Source organism: Phormidesmis sp. 146-12, from assembly GCF_052939495.1.
On record NZ_JBJPHS010000005.1, the window covers coordinates 132,478 to 153,176 of the forward strand.

General features: G+C 47.7%; 18 protein-coding genes. 7 read left to right on the forward strand and 11 right to left on the reverse strand.

From position 1 onward, the window contains the following. The first annotated feature begins 166 nt into the window (after window positions 1-166). On the forward strand, window positions 167-538 hold the full coding sequence (locus ACKFKF_RS04245) for a hypothetical protein (RefSeq protein ID WP_446866532.1): 372 nt from the start codon (window positions 167-169) through the stop codon (window positions 536-538). A 386-nt stretch (window positions 539-924) separates the two neighbouring features. Next, on the forward strand, window positions 925-1,191 hold the full coding sequence (locus ACKFKF_RS04250) for a hypothetical protein (protein ID WP_446866533.1): 267 nt from the start codon (window positions 925-927) through the stop codon (window positions 1,189-1,191). On the opposite strand, the gene glsA is transcribed toward ACKFKF_RS04250, so the two are convergent. Together glsA and ACKFKF_RS04260 are read right to left on the reverse strand one after the other, a co-directional pair. Beyond that, window positions 1,188-2,096 carry a glutaminase A gene (gene glsA, locus ACKFKF_RS04255; protein WP_446866535.1) on the reverse strand — a complete coding sequence of 303 codons (909 nt, stop codon included), beginning with the start codon at window positions 2,094-2,096 and terminating at the stop codon, window positions 1,188-1,190. The genes ACKFKF_RS04250 and glsA overlap by 4 nt on opposite strands. 92 nt (window positions 2,097-2,188) lie before the next feature. Then, window positions 2,189-2,512, reverse strand: a complete 324-nt coding sequence (locus ACKFKF_RS04260; protein ID WP_446856754.1) for a carbon dioxide-concentrating mechanism protein CcmK — start codon at window positions 2,510-2,512, stop codon at window positions 2,189-2,191. 583 nt (window positions 2,513-3,095) lie between these two features. Between ACKFKF_RS04260 and ACKFKF_RS04265 the strand changes: the two genes are divergently transcribed. Next, window positions 3,096-4,154, forward strand: coding sequence for a glycerate kinase (locus tag ACKFKF_RS04265; RefSeq protein WP_446866536.1), 1,059 nt, complete (start codon window positions 3,096-3,098; stop codon window positions 4,152-4,154). Here ACKFKF_RS04265 and ACKFKF_RS04270 read toward each other — a convergent pair. Beyond that, window positions 4,121-4,303 carry a hypothetical protein gene (locus tag ACKFKF_RS04270; protein ID WP_446866537.1) on the reverse strand — a complete coding sequence of 61 codons (183 nt, stop codon included), beginning with the start codon at window positions 4,301-4,303 and terminating at the stop codon, window positions 4,121-4,123. The two genes, ACKFKF_RS04265 and ACKFKF_RS04270, sit on opposite strands and share 34 nt — an antisense overlap. Window positions 4,304-4,416: 113 nt before the next feature. Between ACKFKF_RS04270 and ACKFKF_RS04275 the strand changes: the two genes are divergently transcribed. Beyond that, entirely contained in the window at window positions 4,417-5,613 is a 1,197-nt protein-coding gene (locus ACKFKF_RS04275; RefSeq protein ID WP_446866538.1) for a 1-deoxy-D-xylulose-5-phosphate reductoisomerase, read from the forward strand. A gap of 99 nt (window positions 5,614-5,712) precedes the next feature. Continuing rightward, entirely contained in the window at window positions 5,713-6,027 is a 315-nt protein-coding gene (locus ACKFKF_RS04280) for a hypothetical protein (protein ID WP_446866539.1), read from the forward strand. 104 nt (window positions 6,028-6,131) lie between these two features. Here the strand turns inward: ACKFKF_RS04280 and ACKFKF_RS04285 are convergent, their stop codons facing one another. Beyond that, window positions 6,132-8,204, reverse strand: coding sequence for a calcium-binding protein (locus ACKFKF_RS04285; RefSeq protein ID WP_446866540.1), 2,073 nt, complete (start codon window positions 8,202-8,204; stop codon window positions 6,132-6,134). Window positions 8,205-8,885: 681 nt separating this feature from the next. Beyond that, complete coding sequence (locus ACKFKF_RS04290) at window positions 8,886-9,563, reverse strand: type II toxin-antitoxin system HicB family antitoxin (protein WP_446866541.1); 678 nt, start codon at window positions 9,561-9,563, stop codon at window positions 8,886-8,888. Window positions 9,564-10,769: 1,206 nt separating this feature from the next. Here ACKFKF_RS04290 and ACKFKF_RS04295 point away from each other — a divergent pair. Further along, complete coding sequence (locus ACKFKF_RS04295) at window positions 10,770-11,156, forward strand: NfeD family protein (protein WP_446856747.1); 387 nt, start codon at window positions 10,770-10,772, stop codon at window positions 11,154-11,156. Between the two features lie 165 nt (window positions 11,157-11,321). Here ACKFKF_RS04295 and ACKFKF_RS04300 read toward each other — a convergent pair whose 3' ends face one another. Both ACKFKF_RS04300 and ACKFKF_RS04305 read right to left on the reverse strand, forming a co-directional pair. After that, window positions 11,322-12,335, reverse strand: coding sequence for a GH25 family lysozyme (locus ACKFKF_RS04300; protein WP_446866542.1), 1,014 nt, complete (start codon window positions 12,333-12,335; stop codon window positions 11,322-11,324). Between the two features lie 256 nt (window positions 12,336-12,591). Continuing rightward, entirely contained in the window at window positions 12,592-13,560 is a 969-nt protein-coding gene (locus ACKFKF_RS04305; RefSeq protein ID WP_446866543.1) for an SGNH/GDSL hydrolase family protein, read from the reverse strand. Between the two features lie 246 nt (window positions 13,561-13,806). Here ACKFKF_RS04305 and ACKFKF_RS04310 point away from each other — a divergent pair, with 246 nt between their 5' ends. Beyond that, window positions 13,807-13,947 carry a hypothetical protein gene (locus ACKFKF_RS04310; RefSeq protein WP_446856744.1) on the forward strand — a complete coding sequence of 47 codons (141 nt, stop codon included), beginning with the start codon at window positions 13,807-13,809 and terminating at the stop codon, window positions 13,945-13,947. Between the two features lie 388 nt (window positions 13,948-14,335). On the opposite strand, the gene ACKFKF_RS04315 is transcribed toward ACKFKF_RS04310, so the two are convergent. From ACKFKF_RS04315 to ACKFKF_RS04330, 4 genes are all read right to left on the reverse strand, one after another. Next, window positions 14,336-15,595, reverse strand: a complete 1,260-nt coding sequence (locus ACKFKF_RS04315; RefSeq protein WP_446866544.1) for a sugar ABC transporter permease — start codon at window positions 15,593-15,595, stop codon at window positions 14,336-14,338. An 8-nt stretch (window positions 15,596-15,603) separates the two neighbouring features. After that, the gene (locus ACKFKF_RS04320; RefSeq protein WP_446856742.1) at window positions 15,604-16,416 is read right to left on the reverse strand and encodes an ATP-binding cassette domain-containing protein; all 813 of its coding nucleotides are present in this window, start codon (window positions 16,414-16,416) and stop codon (window positions 15,604-15,606) included. 231 nt (window positions 16,417-16,647) lie between these two features. Then, entirely contained in the window at window positions 16,648-17,829 is a 1,182-nt protein-coding gene (locus ACKFKF_RS04325; RefSeq protein WP_446866545.1) for a sugar ABC transporter substrate-binding protein, read from the reverse strand. A 192-nt stretch (window positions 17,830-18,021) separates the two neighbouring features. After that, a complete protein-coding gene (locus ACKFKF_RS04330; protein ID WP_446866546.1) occupies window positions 18,022-19,872 on the reverse strand; it encodes an iron uptake porin in 1,851 nt (616 codons plus the stop codon). Window positions 19,873-20,699 lie beyond the last annotated feature (827 nt).

The window sequence follows — 20,699 nt, forward strand, 5'->3', positions numbered from 1 at the left end:
TCCATCCCTTGTTAAACACACTAACTCAGGAGGCGTTCATGATTGTACACCGTCAGCTTTGCTGTGGGGTTCTGAAAGGTTGGAATCAGGCCCCAAGCGTCATTAGTCGCATAATGGCTCCCATGTTTTTGTTCTCTTTGTACTAATCCAGGGAGAACATATTCATATGGCAGTCAGGCTTATTTTTCCTGACTCGGTAGCGTTCACCATTGAGTTGCACCTCTCGACAGGTAGACGTTATCGAGTCCAGATCACTTTGGATTTGCAAGAGCGGTTTTTGATCGTTGCGTCTGGCATTCTGCCCGACATTGGCGATAGCATTCAAGAATTTGTGTCCCAACTCAGCGAGATTGTGTCTAATCAATTGGCCCTGCTCAAATGGGATGGCACCAGTGACTTGATGACTGAGTATCAACTGATCCGCATTTTGCCCACCTATCGACTTCAGAGATCGTTTACTCGATTTGACATTGTGATGGATGATCCAGCCCTGATTTATGTGGAGGAACTCAACACCAAGACAACAATTCAACTGTAAAAATCGGCATTGCTGAACCACGGGATGAATTGCCTCAATGCGAAGGGGAACTAAATGTTCAAAGTCCCCCAATTTTGGGGGATTTAGGGGGCGGAAAAGTTGACACTTCTCTACAGATTCATCCTTTCAATCAGCAACGCCTAAAAATCAACTCCAAAAAAGTCAGGCGTTACCAAATCAAAAGCGATTTAGTTCATCTGGTAGCGCCATTCTTAATCGCCTGCAAACCAAATCAACAAAATGAGTTCTTACTCACCGATCGATTAACTTTCACAACCCAGGAATCGAACGATTGTATTCAGCACTACCATAGATCATGCAGATCATGTCTTCAAACTGGAGCCAGGCGATCGCTCTCTTCTCCAACCTTCTTGCCGTCACCTGTCATGCATCACCCAGCCCCCAATGACGACCTCGATCGCTGGCCCACCTTTGCCGAACTGCTGACCCGACTGCACCAAGAAGGAATTTTGATTCATCCTGACCAGTTGGCTGAGTTTTTGTTGGGGCATGGGCTACCCGTTGATTTGTGCTACGTCCCCGATCGCCTTAAGCCCAAAGCCGAAAAAATCAATGCTCACTACCAAGGAGACATGGCCCGCCTTGAAGAAATGAACGACCCCTATTGGCATCCACTCATCATCCCCGACTAACCAAAGACGCTGAGATGCAGACTGGTTGACAGTTTCTCTAACAAAAACAACCCCGCTACTGAATTGCCCATCGGATCGATCGCCGGACTATAACAAGCAATTGCCCCTTGATGAGGCACGATCGCCAACAGGGCCCCACTGACTCCCGATTTGATGGGTAGCCCAATCTTCACTGCAAACTGAGCCGATGCTTCATACAGCCCACAGGTCAGCATCAAAGCATTGACGATTTGCTGATGAGACTGAGTGACGACCCCAGGCTGGGACAACAACAACCCCAAACGTGCCAAATCTTCGACCGTGCCAGACAGACAGCAAATATGGTTATAAGTGTCGAGAGCGACTTCTACCTGGTCTAATTTTCCGGCTTGAGCCAGCATTTTGGCGATCGCTCGATTCGATTCATTCGAGAGCGATCGCACCGATTCCAGCATTCTGCGATCCAACACGAGGTGACTGTTTGCAGAATGGTTGAGCCACTGACGCACCTGTTCGCAGCGAGAAAAGCCATCTCTGCCAGGGAGTCGAGCCGCCAAAGCGATCGCGCCACTGTTGAGCATGGGGTTGCGGGGATGACCTCGATCTTGGCTCAGTTGTGTCAACGAGTGAAACGGCTGATCAGATGGCTCCATGCCCACATATTTAAAGACCTCTTCGGCTCCTGATTGCTCCAGCAAAAACATCAGCACAAAGGGTTTGATCACACTCATCAAGGCAAAGCGCTGTTTTTTTTCTCCGGCTGACCATTCTTGCCCTGCTCCCGCCAAAATCTTGACCGCCAGCACATTTGCGTCGGTTTGAGCCAACAGCGGGATGTAATCTGGCAGTCGCCCCCACTGCGTCCGCACTCTAGCTTGATCGACCCATGTAGATAGTTCAGCCTGAGTTAGTGCATTCAGTCCCACTGAGAAATTTCTCAAGATTAGCCTTTGTTTTGAGCATTTGGCTTTTGGCGGTCTGCGATCGACTAACTAACCAAATCGCCAGTTTTCAACGGCTACACTCTAAACTCATCTGTTTCGTCGGTGTAGTCGATCGGCAAAACCGCCATCAAATTTTCGTTAGGTCGAGGAATGTAATGTGACGAAAGGAACAATTTGTCGCCTTCTTTGCAGGCTGTCATCTTTTTGGCCGCTGCGATGCCTGCCTCGACTGAGATCTTAACTTCAGAAACGTTTCCGCGAACAATAATTGTGATGTAAGCGCCGCTCACCTTTTCCATCTCGACCAGGGTAACACGGGCAGCTTTCACCATTACGTCCGCAACTGCCAGCGCTGGGGGCAATCCCCGCACTTCAACCATACCCACCGCATATGCCATGACAATTTCCCTTCCGATCGCATGATACCAAGAATCATTTTACGCAGCTTCTCAACCTTTTGGTCAAAAATGGCGCTTCTTCAACAGAGATGCCTTTAAAAGCAGGGGAAAAGGTTCGAGGAGAGGCAAGGGTAGGCATGAAAAGTGGAGTCTACGGCATATTTAGCGAATCTGCGACTTCTTTAAGTCTCCCTGCGTGGTTTGTACCAATTCTCCGTAAAGCTGCACGTTTTTTAAATCTCCCCTAATCCCTTGAATACCAAATTGAAAATAGACTGCGCCAGATAATTCCTCAAAGTCCCCCAGAATGGGGGATTTAGGGGGCGAGGATCTGTAGCCAGTAAACGTTGATTTGATATAAGAAGGAGGGAAAATAAAAGAGTCCGGTTCCCTTTTGTGAGGGGGCTAGGGGGATCTAATCTATGCAACTTCATAGAGAATCGATGTTCATTGAGAATGACAGCAAAGCGATCGAGAATTGTAAATCTAGCGATCCTCTCCCCACTTTGTAAGCTTCTAGGGTCATTTTGGAATTGCGGTCGCACCCTAAAAAACACTCATCCCAGAAATCAACTCGCACAAAATGAAATCACTTAGTCAACTGCTAGAAGCATTAATTGCAGGACGGTCGCTCGCTTCGAGTCACCCGCAAGAAGTCGCGCCTCAGCTAGAAGCTCTAATACTGCAAGATAACATTCGCGCAAACGCATTTGGAATCACTAGAGAGAATGCTACAGAAACCACGCTCTTGAGAATTGAGTTGTTCCAAAAAGTCTATCCTGAATTTCTAGAGTTGTGCCAAAACAAACTTAAAATAACCAGGTTGGCGAATGAGACACTATGGAATTTATGGCTGCCGTTGGCAATACAAATCGCAGACTGGCGCAGAGCTAAATCGAATCCTCTAATTCAAGGATTTTTGGGCGGACAAGGAACCGGAAAGACAACACTTACAGAAATTCTAAAACTGATTCTAAAACACCTGGGATACCATGCTGTTAATTTCTCGCTGGATGACTTATATCTGACCTACGACGATCGCCAACGCCTGCAAGCCCAAGATCCTCGCATCATTCATCGTGGCCCGCCCGGAACTCACGACACCAAACTCGGCGTACAAATTCTCACTCAACTTAAGCAAGGTCAACCGACTCAGATTCCTCAGTTTGACAAATCACTCTGGCAGGGGGCAGGCGATCGCATTCATCCAAAACTCGTCTCAGCGGTTGACATTGTGCTCTTTGAAGGCTGGTTTGTAGGAGTGCGTTCTATTGAGGCGAGTGACTTTGAGACGGCACCCGATCCGATCGTCACAGCCAGCGACCGCACCTTTGCGCGAGATATGAACGATCGCCTTCACGACTACTTGCCGCTGTGGGAACACCTCGATCGCTTAATTGTGCTCTACGTTCCCGATTACCATTTGAGCAAAGCGTGGCGCAAAGAAGCCGAACACAAAATGATCGCTCAAGGTAAACCTGGACTGTCAGATGCCGAAATTGATGCCTTTGTGGAGTACTTTTGGCAGGCGTCGCATCCCCAATTGTTTATCAAACCTCTGGTCAGCCAGTCAGAATTCGTCGATTTGGTGATTGAAATTAACCCCGATCATTCACCCGGAGCCGTGCGGCGCATTGCATAGAGAACTCCAATCAGAATCGGCACGATCGCCACTCCCAGTCTCACGCTCTCACCGATCTCCCAACTAGAAAACGCATTAAAATACGCCATTCCCAGACAGCTAAACCAAAACAAAGCATCCCCTCTTTTTTGACGTTTAGAAGTCGCCATATTCATCAAAAAGTAGTGTGAGCCTGAAAAAGTAGTGTGAGCCTGACCACCAACGGCTAAATGAGTCCCGCAAAACCTTAAGATAACTCTAAAGTATCACCGGATCAGCGATCGTGAAAGCAATCACCCTTCTCGGTTCAACAGGTTCTATCGGCACGCAAACGCTTGATATTGTCGCCCAAGCACCCGATCAGTTTCGTATCGTTGGCATGGCGGCCGGCCGCAACGTCGAACTCTTTGCCCAACAAATTCGCCAGTTTCGTCCTCAAATCGTCGCCATTTGTGATCAGGATAAATTATCAGACCTGCGCGAGGCGATCGCTGACCTCGATTCCCAACCCATCATTCTGGCAGGCGAATCGGGCGTTGTCGAAGTTGCCCAATATGGCGACTCAGAAGCGGTTGTTACGGGCATTGTTGGTTGTGCTGGGTTGTTGCCCACAATCGCCGCGATCAAAGCTGGAAAAGACATCGCCCTCGCCAACAAAGAAACCCTGATTGCAGGCGGGCCGGTCGTCTTGCCGCTGGTCAAAAAACACAACGTCAAACTGCTGCCCGCCGATTCAGAACATTCTGCAATCTTCCAGTGTTTGCAGGGCGTTCCTCAAGATGGACTAAAGAAGATTATTCTCACTGCGTCCGGTGGGTCGTTTCGCGATTGGGAAGTCGATCGCCTCTCTGAAGTCACCGTCGCCGACGCACTCAAGCACCCCAACTGGTCAATGGGTCGCAAAATTACCATCGACTCCGCCACCCTGATGAACAAGGGCTTGGAAGTCATTGAGGCGCATTACTTGTTCGGGTTGGACTACGACGACATCGAAATCGTCATCCATCCCCAAAGCATCATTCACTCGCTGATCGAATTGCAGGATACCTCCGTATTGGCGCAATTGGGCTGGGCTGATATGCGGTTGCCCCTCCTCTATGCATTGTCCTACCCCGATCGCATCCCCACTGGCTGGGAACGTCTCGATCTGGTCAAAGTCGGCAGTCTCACCTTCCGATCGCCCGATCACCAAAAATATCCCTGTATGAATCTGGCTTACGCCGCAGGTCGCGCTGGAGGCTGTTTACCCGCCGTTCTCAATGCCGCTAACGAACAAGCGGTCGCTCTCTTTTTAGATGAGAAAATTCGCTTCCTGGACATTCCTCGCCTGATCGAAGAGACCTGCGATCGCTACCAATCTCAAAACAAGTCAGACCCCAGCCTAGAAGACATCATCGCGGCTGACCAATGGGCCAGACAAGCCGTTTTAACGACCAGCCAATCATCAACTCAACGTGAATATTTCTTAGCCAAGCCATGAAACCCTGACACTTCAAGCTATCTTTCTGTGAAAGTTAAAAATAAAGTGCCATACTGATCTGCTGATTGGTGATTTTGAAATCATTCCTGAGATAGAGGTTTGTCTCTTGAATCTCTACTTGGGGCTACCGCCGAGATAGACCGTGATCACTGCGATAGCCAATTTTCAGCCGTTTATCCTTCAGACAGTCTCATGAACGATCGCTCCCACACAGAGAACGTTCGGAAAGTTCGCTTTCCATTTTGGGCGTACCTCAATCAACCGCTTTTTCACCCCAATCAGCCCTTTATTCTCAAACCATCCCGATTTCAGCGCTATCACCATGTTCAAGAACTAGAGCGATGCTGGCTCTTGTCTGAGTTCCATTTGCTCGAACATTGTTGGCGACAAAAGTACGACGATCGAAGCCTGTAATCGTTCAGGTAGAAAAATCGGCTCTTTGGGTGTTGCTAAATGCAGAATGACCAACGGCTACGGCTTCTACGTTCTGCATTCTGCACGCTCAATTTTGCAATTTTCTACTCTCTCATCAAGCTAGAAGCGTTTGGCAAAAAGATATCGGTTGTTAAGGAACTGGCTGCAATACCCGATAGCGACATTAACAGTAAGCCATCTGGCTTAAATCGGATCAAAGTGCTGCTGGAGTTGAGTCCGGTTCCCTGTTCGATCGCCACCTCACTGAGTTGGATATCCGCAGGCAAACCGATGCGATCGATCCCTGCTTGAAAGTCCGTAACTTCGCTAAATCCACCTTGATGCAGCCTGAAAACATCAGCACCGTCACCTCCAGTTAATTGGTTGTTCCCGGCTCCGCCGTCGAGAATATCGTTCCCTGTCCCGCCCCAGAGAATATCGTCCCCTGCACCCCCGCGGAGAATGTCATCGCCGCCAAGTCCCTGTAAAGAGTCGTTTCCTTCCTGACCGTTGATTACATCATTAGAATCGTCAAAGCCTGTCACCTCGTTGTCCAAATTATTCAAGAAGGTTACTGAGTTGCGGTTAAAGATTTGAGTAATGATGGCATTCACATTCAGCACATCAAACGAGTCTTGAATGGAAGTTTCTCCATTAAATACAATGTTGCCCAACATGGTCGGCACATTGCTTTCTGTCAAGAAGTTGTCGAGATCTTCTAGCTCAAAGTTTTTGATCAGAATGCTTATATCTTGCACTCCTTCAAATGTCATGACCAGATCCTTCCCTTGCTGATTGAGGAGCAGGTTTTTGGCGATCAGTTGTGACCCCTGAAAATAGAGAGTGTCTACTTCTCGAACGATGTCTTCTGATGGAACTCTACTGGTGCCAACGCCGCCAAAATTTCTGATTTCATAGCTGCCTGTTGTCAGCGTAAAGGAGCGGGTTCCTCCAGCACCATCCAAGATTTGAGGAGGCGTGATCACAACTGGATCAGGGGGAACGATCGCGCCTGAAAGAACAATTAGATCTTCTGGAACTTGAGGGCTGGGATCGCGAGTCTCTATAGTAGTTGGAGTGGGACGATCGTTCGACGGTGTTGGATTGCTGATAGGATTGGTCGGTGAGATAGAATCCGGTCGATCAACTGGAAGAGAAGGCCCCCCTGCTAGTACGCGGAGCGTTTCTGTAAGCGCGTTAGTCCTCAAAAGCAGTGCATCGTCAAATGCCACAGTTGGGTTATTAAAATTGCTGCGGGTAAGCGTGAAAGAGGTGGGGATGGAAACAGACGGATCGCCCTTCAATTCAAAAAATTCAGGGGAGGCGCGATTAGGGAAACTGGTGCGCTGTCGTTCAGTGTTTCGTGCAGTTGTCAATGTACTCAAATTGTAGTTCTGCGCTGAAGAGGCAGGGATGGAAGCAGGCAATTGTTGTGTTGTCTCAGGTAAGGCATAGGAACGATCGTAATTTGTTGAAGCTTGAACAATTGTCACCAATCCAGAAAATTGAAAACTCCGAGTCACTAATTGGTTTAGTTTTTCATATCCAGCCTGGCTAACTGAGTTGCTTCCAATGGTCGGTAAATCATCAGCAAGGTTAGTTTTTGAAGCAGTGGGGGCATGAAAGGCAGTCGCTTTTTTTGCGGGAATGGGTTCGATCGGTCTTGAACCAGATGACTTGCTGGAAACAGGCGTAGAAGCGTTTTCTTGAGAAGTTTTGGATTGCAACCAGCGACGCAGGATGGCTAATACAATGAACCGAGTTGCAGGATCAGGATGCTCTTCTGATTCAGCCGCTGGGTGTTGGGCAACCATTGGGGTAGAAGCCTCCTCTGGCTGAAAGCACTGCTCCTCATTGAGTAAGTACAACTGGTTTTGTTGAATCAAATTGAGAAACTTAGCCACTTCCCAAATCTCTAACGTTTGTGCCGTGAGAAATCTTGAGTAGCGATCAGGGAAATGCGTTACCAAAATTATCTTCGAGCACGCGATCTCTGATGCAATCTCCAATGCATTCTCTACCTCAGTCTCGTAAAGCGTCACCTCGTCATCATGGCTCACTTGCTCAAAGATGTGACTTGGCAAAACATTAACGCCCCGTTCCTGCAAATTCTGAAGGATCTGGGGCGTACGACTCGGCTCAAAGCTGCTGAACAAATAACTCAGTGTTGCCGTCATTGCAATCACTCTGACACGTATTTCAGAATCAACTAACAGACGTTGAGTTTCTAAAATCAATTGCTCAGATTGTGTTCGATGACTTCTTACGAGATATGGTTTCTCTTCGGTGTAAAGATGGGCTAAAGTGTCACAGGCAAGAAGAATTGGCAGTGGTTTGTTACTCACTGATCGCTGCACCCCTGTTGATGAAAGAAGTGATCAGAACCCTCTGAACCCAAAAAACTACCAGACAGACAAAAAACACCAAAGGTCGAGTCAGGTACAGAAGCTCCCGATTCCAGAAACGGAAAATTTAGCGCTCTCAATTGAGGCAGCAAGGCAGCAATCAAAGCTAGGAGTGAATACAGTTCTGATTTTATTCTCTGGTAGTCTGCTTGTCACATAGCCTATCACAATGAAGTAAGTACCGAGGTACTATTACTCTCAAACTCTCGGAGCGCAGAATAGACTTGGGCGATCTCAGAAGAACTACTGAAGAGTGTAATATTTTTTGCCTCTACGAAAGGAATTGAGGTGTGACAGTTGTGACAGCATCTGAAACGCTGTATCAAGTACACGTCTAAAAATTGTCTGAAACATAGAGAGATTGATGAGCGACTCCGCAAGATTCCTGTCAAATACTGTGCAGGTTAAGCAACTAGCACAATAGAACCTGTGTATCTTCATGAGTTTGGTGGGTTATTTACGAACTACATAATGTCCTGGTTTTTGCTCTTCTTTAACAAACGGCTTGGGCGCAGGTTGACCTGAATCGGTGATTTCAGCCTCTAATGTCCAGGTTTCGATCGCGTTGATAATGTCTGCCATCACTTCGGGGTTGGGTGCCTTTAAGTGCGATCGCACCGTCTCCAAACTGGGTAAAATTTGCTCTACCGCACCAAGAAACTTAATCGTGCCAACTGGGCCGCGATTTTTTAGGTAGGGTGTGATTTTCTCAAAAAAGCGCTCCATTAGTTCGGGCTGTTTTTCAAGCTGTTGCAGCAGTTCGGGCAATCTGGACTCTGGAGGAGCCTCACTCGCCGACTCGCCCAACGCTTTAATTGCGGCTTCCTCAAGCCAGGCATTAATGCTTTTTCCTGCCTGTTTCGCCTGATGAGAAATGTCTCGATGAATCTCTGAGCTAGTGCGGAAGGGCAATTTTCCAGAAAAGGTCACAGGCTTCTCTGGCTCGATGTTCTCTTGTTCGCAAAACGTTAAATAGGTATCGATCGTTTTACGGAATTCTTGTTCAGCCTCTTCTACCGTTTTTCCCCCAAAGGGCAAGGAATCACGACTAATATTGGTCACTTTGCCACAGATTAGCCCTGCCTTTTCATCTACCCAAAGGGATGCCGTGTAGTTCCGGTAAGTCAGCATGAATCTTACTCTTCTCCATTTTCCAGCTTGATCAAAAAGTCTCGAATATCAATTAGTTGACAATCTGTGACAGTTTCTTCTTGCGGTCGGCGAAAGAACAGGACAACCCGCCCGGAGCACATTACCACAACACAAATTCTGTCGTCGATGGGTCTTACTCTGATTTCCCTCAGAGCATTGAGTAAGTCAATCACACTCGACCAGGAGATACGAGGGGGTGGTGATTCTGTAAGGATGGATGTGAGGGTGTTTTGCTGCTCATTGGTAAGTTCACGAGGGTAGATGCACATTCAGATTCTTAGTGATCACAGGTTGGACTGACCTATAAATCTTGAGCAAACACTAAAAGTTGTCGCCATGCTGACAGGTTTCTGAGAGCAGGCGATTTCAGTATTACTCACGAGCCAGAAACATCCTGACAGAAATTTTCTGACCAAGATTTTACTTCAGCATAACCTGAAGCTCCACATGAATACTAGAGCCTGGCTAAGGGATTTTACTGAGTTCGCAGTTAGCGTTCAGTAATTATCCAGAACCTGAAGCGATTGGTGCAAAAACTATCGGTCAGTCCAACCTTTAATGCACATTCGATGATGATATCACTCCGAAATATCATTGTCAACTATTTTAGTCCGTCTGTGAGTTTTGCAGTATCAGTTTTGATATCAAAAATAAGAAAGATTATGGGGCAGTATTGACATCATAAAATCCTTGATTTAGAGTTTTAGTGTGCCTCAGTCGGCAACAGCAAGCACTCAAACTTTTCAAAAAGGGCTTAAATATGACCTGTTCTTCTGACTGCAATCCAAGCAATTGTCCCTTTGTCAGCGATCCTCAGCGCCCTAGACGCTATATCTGTCTCAAATGTGGGTTAGAGCGTGATATCGGAGATAGAATTCGACCTAACCCTTTTCTGCTGCTTTTATTGATATTAATTTTAGCCGCTAATCTGGTATTAGTTCAGCGATCGTCTTTCTTCCAATCTACGCCTGCTCCCATCAAGTCACCCTCTCGGCAATCTCTGATAAGCCCTTAATTAGAGAACGACTAGTATCAAATCCAAGACGGCGAACCCACTCTAGTCAGCGTTGTGGAACCAAAGTAGATCTTTAGGATTGGTAGTGCCTTACGGGTATCTCAAAGAGCAGGTGGCAGAAAGGTTCATCGAATTCGCGTTAAATCAATTCACTCAAACGGAGGCATCCTGTGTTGAAGCTCAAAAGCTGGTTCCAACAACTTCTCTCACCGCAAAGCAGTCCGTCGATCGTGACTTTCCGACCTGCCCAACTGTGTAATAGCTCATTTAGACCCAATCCGGAACAAGAGGCGATCGTCACTCAGACCATCTCACCTCGACGAGCCGGACAAATTGAATATCAAGGCTCTTGGTGGACGGCTCGCTGTTATGAAGAAGTGACCCTGGTACCAGGGGACATTGTTTACGTGATCGTTCGACAACATGTTCTGACACAGTATGTCATCCCTGATCCGTTCGCCCGACCTGTTAAAAATCTGCCAGAAACCTCTGCTAAAAATGCCTTTTGTACTCTGGTGTGCGAAGCAACTAATCAAAACAAGAAACCATCATCTTGAAGGGCTTTCAGAGAGTTACTGCTACCAGAGCTTCTTCTGAAAACAAAGGTTTTGGGTTGAGTGTTCTTTATCGCGCATTGGTTGAAGCAGTAGTCACAAGATGCAACAGCGCTTCCGCCAGAAATGCAAAGTCAGAGGGCACCCTTTGTCATACAGTTGTCAACGCTAACTGTTTTGCCGCCAGCGCTTGGCGAATTCGTCGATCGTCGCTTTAGGAACTTGCCCTTGTAGCCATTCGAGTGCCCGGTCTTGATGCGGGAGCGATCGGTAGTTTTTGGCAACGCTGATCAGACTGATGCTGGGTGCGGGGGTTGGTGCTGGAGTTGGCTTTGGTGCGGGGGTCGGTGTGGGAGCGGGTGACGGATTAGAGAGCAGGGCGGCCCAAGTTTCAGAACCCACTACGCCAGTCGCAGGGAGTTTTCTAGACTGTTGAAAGGTGATCACAGTGGCTTTGGTGCGAGGGCCAAATGAACCGTCAGGCGTTCCCAGATTAAAGCCTTTAGCGTTGAGCAAGTTTTGCAGTTCTTTGACGACCTGACCTTTGCAGCCCACACTTAAGGGAATCTTGCCCTTGAGCAGCTTTTGTAGCCCATCTAAATCGCCGTTAAATTGATTGAGATCGACATTGCCATCGATGCCTTTGACGGTTCCGGATTCGGAGTATTGATGAAATACCCAGGATTTCCAGGCGCTTGGTACAAAGGGAGTGCGGGTGCCAAAGTTGGCGATCCAGAGCGGATAGGAGCTAAATCGAGTGGTGTTACCCAGCTTTTCTTCCCAAAAGACGGGGTAGGTGTAGATGAGGGGTTTGCGTCCGGTGGCTGACTCGATCGCTGAGAGCCATTGAGCGGCGCGATTGATCACGGTAGCGGCATCCAGGTTGTCTAAAATTTCTAAATCTAAAACAGGCGGTAAATCGGATGGCTCATAGTTGCCTTTGATTTGTTGTAAAAAGTTGTTGGCCTGCACGATCGGATCTTTGCCTGCTCGAAAGAAGTGATAGGCACCGCGCACCAGTCCGACTGTTTTCATGCCAGCCCAATTTTTGGCAAATGAGGGATCACTGCTGCTTGCGCCCTCGGTTGCTTTCGCAAATCCATAAAAAACGCCTTGACTGGCCACCGTCGGCCAATCGATATCGCCTTGATAATATGAAACGTCAATTCCTTCTAAAGCCATGTTTGCCCCTTTGTACTGCTTGTTTTAATCAATTCAATTGAACGGATCAGAATTCCAAATTTTAAACGCTAATTGCGATCATGCGGCAGAAGACGGGCTGAGACATCAGACAGAAGACATTAGACAGAAGACATTGGACAGAAGACGTTGGACAGAAGCAATGTTCACCTTACGTTTGGTAAGTTGTTTTTTGGGAATGACCTTAGACAGAAAATCAAAGACTTGTCTCCAGAGCCTAAAGTCTAGAGTCTAAAGTCTAAAGTCCGAGGTTCAACGTCCAAAGTCTTTCGCCGATCTTTTCACTTACCAGTGTATTTCCTGCAAGGTTGAGGTGAATGTGATCTTGGTAGAGCGTTTCAGGCTGATTGGCTGCATTGAATAAGGGCAAAAAGTCGAGATAAGTGATCGCTTCAGATTGAGTAAATTCTATAAGTCGCTGACGGGCTTTGACTTCGTAATCGCGCGATCCGGGTTGACCGATTTCTCGCAGCAAGGGAGTCATCACTAAAAGAAACTGCGCCCCGCTCTGCTTGACGAGAAGATGAATCTGCCGAATAGCTTCTAGATTTGCGCCGACTCGATCGCCCCCTTCTGCATAAACTGCTTTCAATTCCTCGGACACAGGCGGCGGCGGTAAAAAGCGATTGAACGCTTCGATCAGGGCCAGAGGAGGTTTGCGATCGGGATAGTTGCGATCGTGTCCCACGGGTAGAGGGGTTGGAGCCGTGGCAAATAAATCGTCTGTGTTGATTACCAGCACAACTGCCTGAGCGTCAAAAAGTCCGAACTGCTTGAGATACGCTAATTCATTGCGAGGGGCCCAGGAGTTGGCGGAAGCGTTGAGAACTTCAAGGGGAACGCTTTTGGAGGATCTAAGCCAGGTTGCCAGCATTTCTGACAAGGTGTTGGGTTGATCTGTCCACCAGCCGCCATTGACGATCGAGTCTCCAATCATCAAAATTCGCAGCGTTGCGTCGGGGCGCTTGGTTGAAATGGAATCGCTCCGCATCGAGAACTCATTGATCTCAATCCGATTGCCAAAGCGTCGGACTTTTTGATTGGGCGCTAACAAGTAACCAATGTGGGGATCAGCTAAATAAAGTAGTGGATCACCAAACCCAAACAAAAGCCGCAGGGCAATTTCTAACAGGATCAGGAGTACCGTCACGAGCAGGAAAGCGACCCCTTGCGGGTAACTCAGAGAGAGCGACACAAGTTTCAGCACATAGATGACGAGTGAATTTGCTTTTCTATCTTGACCTGTGCGGTAACATCCGTCTTCCGTAGCGTGGTTTGGGATTATGAGAATTGAATTGATAAATATTCACAGCCAGCGTTGGTTAGATTACTAGAACTAATCAGATACAAAAGATAAAATAATGCTTGAGAAAGAGGGTGATCCTTCATTTCGTCACTACCTTGGGAGTGAAATTAGTTACACACTTTTTAGACACTACTGGAGCGTACAATCATGTCAGACCTGAACCGTGGCATCATGAAATTTGAAGGGGCAGACAGTCCCGCTGCAATCACTGTGTCGTCTGTGGTCATTCTTGGCAGCATTGCTGTTTTGATTCTTTGGGCTTTGCATTCTGCCTATATGGTGGGTTAGTGATTTGCTTTTGGCCGTTAGGATTGTGAAGTAAATAACCCATAATGGCTGGCAGTTAAAACCGCGCCTACAAGCACGAAGTCTGCCTTCGCAGACTAGGAAGATGGTTCAATCTGCGAAGGTGGCTTTGTTGAAATAGCCTTTTACGTTTTGTGTTCTATAGCAATCCGAAATCACTCGTGAAATGCAAAATTGATCGTGCCCCCTAAATCCCCCAAAGTTGGGGGACTTTGAGCCGAGAGACTTCCTAAATTCCAAGACCCATTCCCAAGTTTCAAAGTCCCCCAGAATGGGGGATTTAGGGGGCGAAGCGAACTGGAACGGAGCGACAAAAATCTGCTCATGGCTCATTTAGGATTCCTATAGCTAACCCCCAAAAGTGAATGGTCTATTTTCCTTTGATTGGGTTGGCTCGACGCACTAAGGCATCTGCGGTGACGGCTAGTACCAGGACAGCCCCCTGAACAATGTTTTTGACGCTTTGTTCTTGATTGAGCAGATCTAAACCGTTGTCGAGACTGCCAATGATTAAAGCACCCAGCACAACTGCCCAAACAGAACCTCGTCCGCCAAACAAGCTGACTCCACCAATGACAGCGGCAGCGATCGCATTCAACAACAACGTGGCACTAATCTGAGTCGCAACAGCAGTACTGCGAGAGGTGAGCATGATTCCTGCAACTGCTGCCAGCGTCGATGCCAGCGTGAAGACTGCAATCTTCATGCCAATCACATTGATCCCGGCGCGACGAGCCGCTTCTTCATTACCGCCCACTGCATATAAGTGTCGCCCAAATCCAGTTTTGCGAAGAATCAGCCAGAACACCACAATCAAGCCCAGCGAAATCATCACCGCTTGAGGAACACCCTGATAGGACTGGAACAGAAACACCAACAAGAACACGAGCGCGAATACGGCGGCGACCTGTGAAATTAAGTTAGTCACTTTGCGAGTTCTCAATCTCGATCGAGCGCGTCGCCCTTGTTCATACCACAGACCCAAAGCGTATAAGCCTGCCAGCACAATTGGAAGACCCCAACTCAAAGCAGGATTGAGATAAGTCGGTGCTAACGATCGAATCACCGGATCTCGAACAATCAGCGTACTTTGGGCCCCCATGACAAGCAGCAGGAATCCGGCATAGCCGATCGACCCCGCCAATGTCACAATGAAAGAGGGAACGCGAAGAACAGCAACAAAAAAGCCGTTGACCAATCCAATCACGGCTCCGGTTAACAACGCTGCTCCGATCGCTGAGGCCGCATTCCAGTTTTGGTAAACCGACAGCGTGGCCATCACAGCGGCACAGGCTTGAGCAACCGCCGCCAAACTTAAATCAATTTCGCCCAACAGCAACACCAACACCGCCGCAGTACTCAAAATACTGATGACAACAATTTGCTGAGTCAGGTTTGAGAGATTTCTGGCTTGTAGAAAAACACCGTTTGTTGTGAGTTGAAAGTACAGGGTGATGATTGCTAATGTGATCAGGACAGGGAGAAATCCTAAATCACCGCGAATCAGCGATCGCAGGCTCAACTTCTCTTTGGGTACTAAAGGCGCGATTTCGGCATCCCCGGTAGAAGGCTGTTGTTCGACGACATTTTCTCGATCGGTGGTGGGATTCGTTTGATCTGAACTTTTCATATCAATTCCTATTCATGAGTCAGGGGTTTGCGGTGGACGGCCCCCGTGATCGAAGCAACAATTTGTTCTGAAGTGCTGTTTTTGATATCGAAGGTGTCTGCTCGTTCTCCAAGCCGCATGACGACAACGCGATCGGCGACTTCAAACACGTCACGCAAATTGTGAGAGATGACAACGACGGCCAATCCTTGCTGCTTGAGGCGCTTAATTAGATTCAACACTTGCAGCGTTTGAGCAACACCGAGAGCAGCCGTTGGCTCATCTAACAACACGACTTTGGGATGACGCAAAATGGTTTTGGCAACTGCAATACACTGACGCTGACCGCCCGACAGAGCCGCCACAGGTCGCCGCACCGAGGGAATTTTGACATCAAGCGTCTTTAATACATCCAGGGTTTGCCGCTCCATTTCTGTCTCATCGAGAACTTTGAGAACGCCTGGAATGATTTGGCGATAAGCTTCACGACCCAGCCAGAGGTTGGCGACTACATCTAAATTGTCACAGAGGGCCAGGTCTTGATAGACGGTTTCGATTCCCAACCGAGTCGAGTCTTGGGGACTGGCGATCGCCACTTTTTGCCCATCAATGAGAATGTCACCCTGATCGGGAACATAGGCCCCAGACATGGTTTTGATTAGGGTCGATTTTCCGGCACCGTTGTCACCAACTAGCCCGACCACTTCACCCGCATAAACCTCAAAATCAACGTTTTTTAGGGCATGTACGCCGCCAAACGATTTGTTAATGTTGCGTAACTCCAGACGTGGCACTCGTTGCGGAGCGGCCCCATTAGGAATGGTTGAGACTTGACTTTCCACAAATTTAACTCCCTAAATGCGATCGAACGGTTGGCTTTCAGATTGAGACTATGAATTCGATGATTTTTTCGCTTTGGTGTCAAGCGTCTGCCCCCAAGCTGCCAACTTTGGGGACTTTTGGATCAGATTTCCGGTTCAAAGTCCTCCAGCATTGGGGGTTTAGGGGGCTGCCCGGATGAGTCACCGTCGCGAAATTTTTCATCGAGTTCACAGTGTTCTACCCTGGTTGTTTTAGCCTTTGCAGGTTCCGGTAGTGTCTCCGGTCAAACCATTGCAAATTTGGTCTTTGGTTAAGTAGCCATCAGAGATGACGGTTTGCTGTACGTTGGTTTTGTCAACCGCGATCGGAGTCACCAAAACAGAAGCAACTTGTCCGCCTGCTTTTGTCTGAGTTTGACCGTTGACGAGAGAGCCTGGATCAGTGCCATTACTTAGGGCAGCAACGAGTTGGGCGGTGGCTTGAGCTTCTTGAACGATTGGTTTATAGATAGTCATCGCCTGATCACCCGCCAGAATATTTTGAATTCCACTTAGCGTTGCATCTTGTCCAGTGACGAGAATCTTACCGTCTAGTTTTTGCGATCGCAAAGCTGCTACAACCGTATTCGCCATTCCATCATTGGCCACGTACGCAATCTGAACGTTGTTCTTTTCTTTAGTCAATACGCCTTCCATTAAAGATTGGGCGCGACCATTATCCCAATTAGGCGTGTATTGATCGAAAATCAGATTTACGTCTTTGTTATCGATCAAGGGCTGCAACGCTTTCATCGCACCTTCGCGGAATTGCAGGGCGTTGTTATCGGTTTGGGAGCCGTTAATCATGACCAAGTTTGCGCCTTTTTTCAGTCCGTAAGCGCCTTTGCGAAACTGATCGACAATGTACTGTCCTTGCAGTTCGCCGACTCGCACATTGTCAAATGAGACGTAATAAGCGGTGTCGGGATCTTGAATCAAGCGATCGTACGCAATCACAGGCACCTGACTCGCTTTGGCCCGCTGCACAATCACAGAGGCTTTTTCGCTGTCTTTGGGGTCAACAACCAGAATGCAGGCTCCCTTTGTCAAAACAGCTTCGGCCTGATTTTGTTGAGAGTCGGCATCATTGTTGGCGTTGGAGTATTGAATCGTCGCACCCGGAACTGCTTTCTTGATTTCCTGGTCTAGCAGGGGGCGATCGTAGGCTTCATAACGAGCCGAGGAGTCCGATTCGGGGAGTAGAACGCCGATATTTTTGCATCCCTTAGCAGCAGAAAACTTAGTTGCAGTTTCGTTGTTTGCAGCGTTGGTTGTCGTGTTGCCAGGTGTATTGTTAGACGTATTGTTTTGTGCAGTGTTTGTATTGCTACAGGCAGTAAAAAAGATAATTCCTACCAGCGGCAGAAATTTAGTCAGTTTTCTAATCGTATTCATGGAAAAGTTTTGAATCCTTGTGGTTCTCTGAAGTGTTGTTATATTGTGAGTTTAGCAGATATTTTTTTGTGTCTGTCAAATTGACTACCATTTTCAAAAAACTTTACGTTCTAAGATTAAGTTTTAATATAAAACCTGTGGGCAGAGATATTATAGATCTGTGTTAAATCTATCTCCACCCACATGACAAACTTAGAACGAGAAGACCGTTCTCACGACACCAATCACAGTATCTTCGTTCGCTTCGTTAAATTCTGGATTGGTTACCCAAATGACACCCGGTGTAATCGAGATATTGTCGTTGAGGCGATGACGGTAAAAGGCTTCTAGGTGTAAAGAAGTATCGCGATCGCGCTGTCCAATTCCTCCCGAAGACGAGGTGAGCTTGGGTTGTTGACCCACTAAAATGCCGCCCAGATTCCCCTGCTTTAACAGGTCAGGAAATGCCAGCGTAACTGCCCAGTTCCACACATCTCCATCGCCTCGGCCGACATACCGATGATTGGCATAGCCAACCCAACCCCCCAATGCAAACTTAGGCGACAGTTGAAAGGTGCCTGAAATACCATAGGCATTCACATTTACAGGAACGCCAAAATTGCTGTTGGACAAGTTGCTTCCGGTTGCGGTCAGGTTAAACTCGTTGCCCGGAGTCAGCGTGTCAAACGGAGTATAGGCATTGATGTAGGTGAAACCGATGCGTGAGGAAGTTCCCAGATTCAAAATAAACTGGGCTAGTGCGCCATATTGACCGTCAGTTAGACCGTTTTTGTCGGCTGGATTGTTTGCCACCGAAGTCAGATAAGCCAGGTTTAATTCACCTGCTGTCCCAAACTGGTGCCGAATCCCAATCCCTGCGCCGCCAGAGTAGTTGTAAATTGGGTTCCGTAAGGCAAACAGCGAAACGGCTCCACCATCAAAGTAAGGGTTTAACTGAGACGATGCATCCAAGTCCACAAAGCCATTTCCAGTACCAGCGAGGTAGACATTGGTATTGGCACTGATCGGGAATCGATAGCGCAACAAACTCAAGCTCACCTGATTGCGGCTGTCACCATCAAATTCAATGCGCCCCATGTTAGTGCCGAGAGTGCCCGATCCGACGACACCCGTGGGACTGGTCGGGTCAAACCGTGTCGCACCCAAGGGCGTAACGTTGTTAGCCTGCAATCGAGTCGTCAGCAAGTCTCTACCCGAAAAGCTAGTGTTGAGATTGAGCCGCACCCGATAGCCCAGGGTTGGGTTCTTTTCGACCTCTTGACCTGTGACCACATTATCGCCCTGAATGGGGCTAATCAAGCCGAAAATCACTTCTCCTTGCAGTTTGGTGGTGGTGGAGAATTGCTGGCTTTCTAGCGTCGCGGTGCGGGCTTCTAGTGCATCGACTCGTCCGCGAATGGTGGCTAGCTCGACTGAAAATTCTTGCTGGAGTCGCTGAAGAGTTGCCAGGTCTTCTTTTTTGACGAGATCGGCTGTCGAAGCAGCAATTAGTTCGTTGACGCGATCGAGACAAGCATTCAGTCCAGCCGCGAATTCGTAGCGAGTCAGGGCGCGATTGCCGCGATAGGTTCGGTCAGGATAGCCCGCAATACAGCCGTAGCGTTCTACGAGAGATTGCAGCGCCTGAAATGCCCAATCAGTCGGTCGCACGTCAGACAGTTGAGAAACAGAAGTAACCTGATCGATCGCCGTTGGTGTCTGAGCTAGAAGTTGCGGTTTGGTCGGCTGTAAAGCAGGATTCTCAACAGGTTGAGTGTGGTTAGGATTTGCAGCTTTCTCGATCCCTGAACGAGTTGTTTGTGCCAGAAGAGGCGAGGCGATCGTACTTTCCGCAGACGTTGACTGAGTGATGTCCTTGGTCGGTTGAGCCTTCGGGACAGCCTGCAAATCTACGACTTTTTCGGCAGTTTTGAGCGGATTGACAGTGGGCAAATCGACAGCAGGCAAATCGATAGAAGTCTGAGCGGCTCGAACGATCGCCGGAGACAACAAAGAAAGGGTTGCGGCGAGTGCGATCGAGTTGGCGAAAAATTGGTATTTCAAAATTCTTTCCTCACAGCTTGAATGAATATCCAAATTACAAAGTGGCACCGAGCTAGTCCGATGCCTGGGGGCAAAAAATAATGATTTCAGAATTAGCTTCAGTCCAAAGAAACCTCAACAGTTCTCAACTAGAAGTCCATCTGAATTTTGTTTTCAGCACCATGTTTTTCCAGCACAATGCAAAATGAGCGAACCATAGAGCAACGCTAAAGAATTTTTAAGTTCAGTCGATCGAAGTGAGGTTGAGCGTCGAATTAGTCTTCTCTACGATGCCTTCGGCACTTCTGTTATTTCTAATACATTTTAGAATAGTTTGTTTTAGGCTTTATTCTCCTCTGCCACAGGATAGAGGTGATTGCAAAGAATAAATGTAAAGAAGAATCTATTAAACTGTAAAGCCCTCCTGAACGACTGTTTGAAAGTTTGGAACTCAAAATCGTTCATAAAGAGTAGCTGGAAAAAGATCAAATTCTTTAGGGTTAATCGACCTTCAATTGTTAAGAAAAATGACTAAAGTGGCGAAAAAGAAGGCGGCTAATTTCCAATTTGAATGGTTAAGATTTCTACTAGATTAGGCTGCTTAAATTTATATGAGTAGAGCTGTTTTCGTAGCAATTCTTATTAGTGAGCCTTTCTGAATCTGATTATTCAATTGTAAAATAATGCTACTCTGTGTACTGTCGAATTTTGATTATCTGAAGCGTTCTCGATCGCAGGCGAACCCTGGACATCTTCCCTAGCCCCCCTTAAAGAAGTCAGTAGATTGCATAGAGTTTTGGCGTTGCTGATTGGAGGGATGAATCTGTGGGAAGTGTCCATCTTTTCGC

Coding starts and splice junctions, on each gene's coding strand:
- ACKFKF_RS04260 (WP_446856754.1), bottom strand. CDS start 2,512: ATGGCATATGCGGTGGGTATGGTTGAAGTGCGGGGATTGCCCCCAGCG.
- ACKFKF_RS04315 (WP_446866544.1), bottom strand. CDS start 15,595: ATGAAAAGTTCAGATCAAACGAATCCCACCACCGATCGAGAAAATGTC.
- ACKFKF_RS04245 (WP_446866532.1), top strand. CDS start 167: ATGGCAGTCAGGCTTATTTTTCCTGACTCGGTAGCGTTCACCATTGAG.
- ACKFKF_RS04270 (WP_446866537.1), bottom strand. CDS start 4,303: ATGGCGACTTCTAAACGTCAAAAAAGAGGGGATGCTTTGTTTTGGTTT.
- ACKFKF_RS04285 (WP_446866540.1), bottom strand. CDS start 8,204: ATGACGGCAACACTGAGTTATTTGTTCAGCAGCTTTGAGCCGAGTCGT.
- ACKFKF_RS04265 (WP_446866536.1), top strand. CDS start 3,096: ATGAAATCACTTAGTCAACTGCTAGAAGCATTAATTGCAGGACGGTCG.
- ACKFKF_RS04300 (WP_446866542.1), bottom strand. CDS start 12,335: ATGGCTTTAGAAGGAATTGACGTTTCATATTATCAAGGCGATATCGAT.
- ACKFKF_RS04325 (WP_446866545.1), bottom strand. CDS start 17,829: ATGAATACGATTAGAAAACTGACTAAATTTCTGCCGCTGGTAGGAATT.
- ACKFKF_RS04250 (WP_446866533.1), top strand. CDS start 925: ATGCATCACCCAGCCCCCAATGACGACCTCGATCGCTGGCCCACCTTT.
- ACKFKF_RS04310 (WP_446856744.1), top strand. CDS start 13,807: ATGTCAGACCTGAACCGTGGCATCATGAAATTTGAAGGGGCAGACAGT.
- ACKFKF_RS04290 (WP_446866541.1), bottom strand. CDS start 9,563: ATGCTGACTTACCGGAACTACACGGCATCCCTTTGGGTAGATGAAAAG.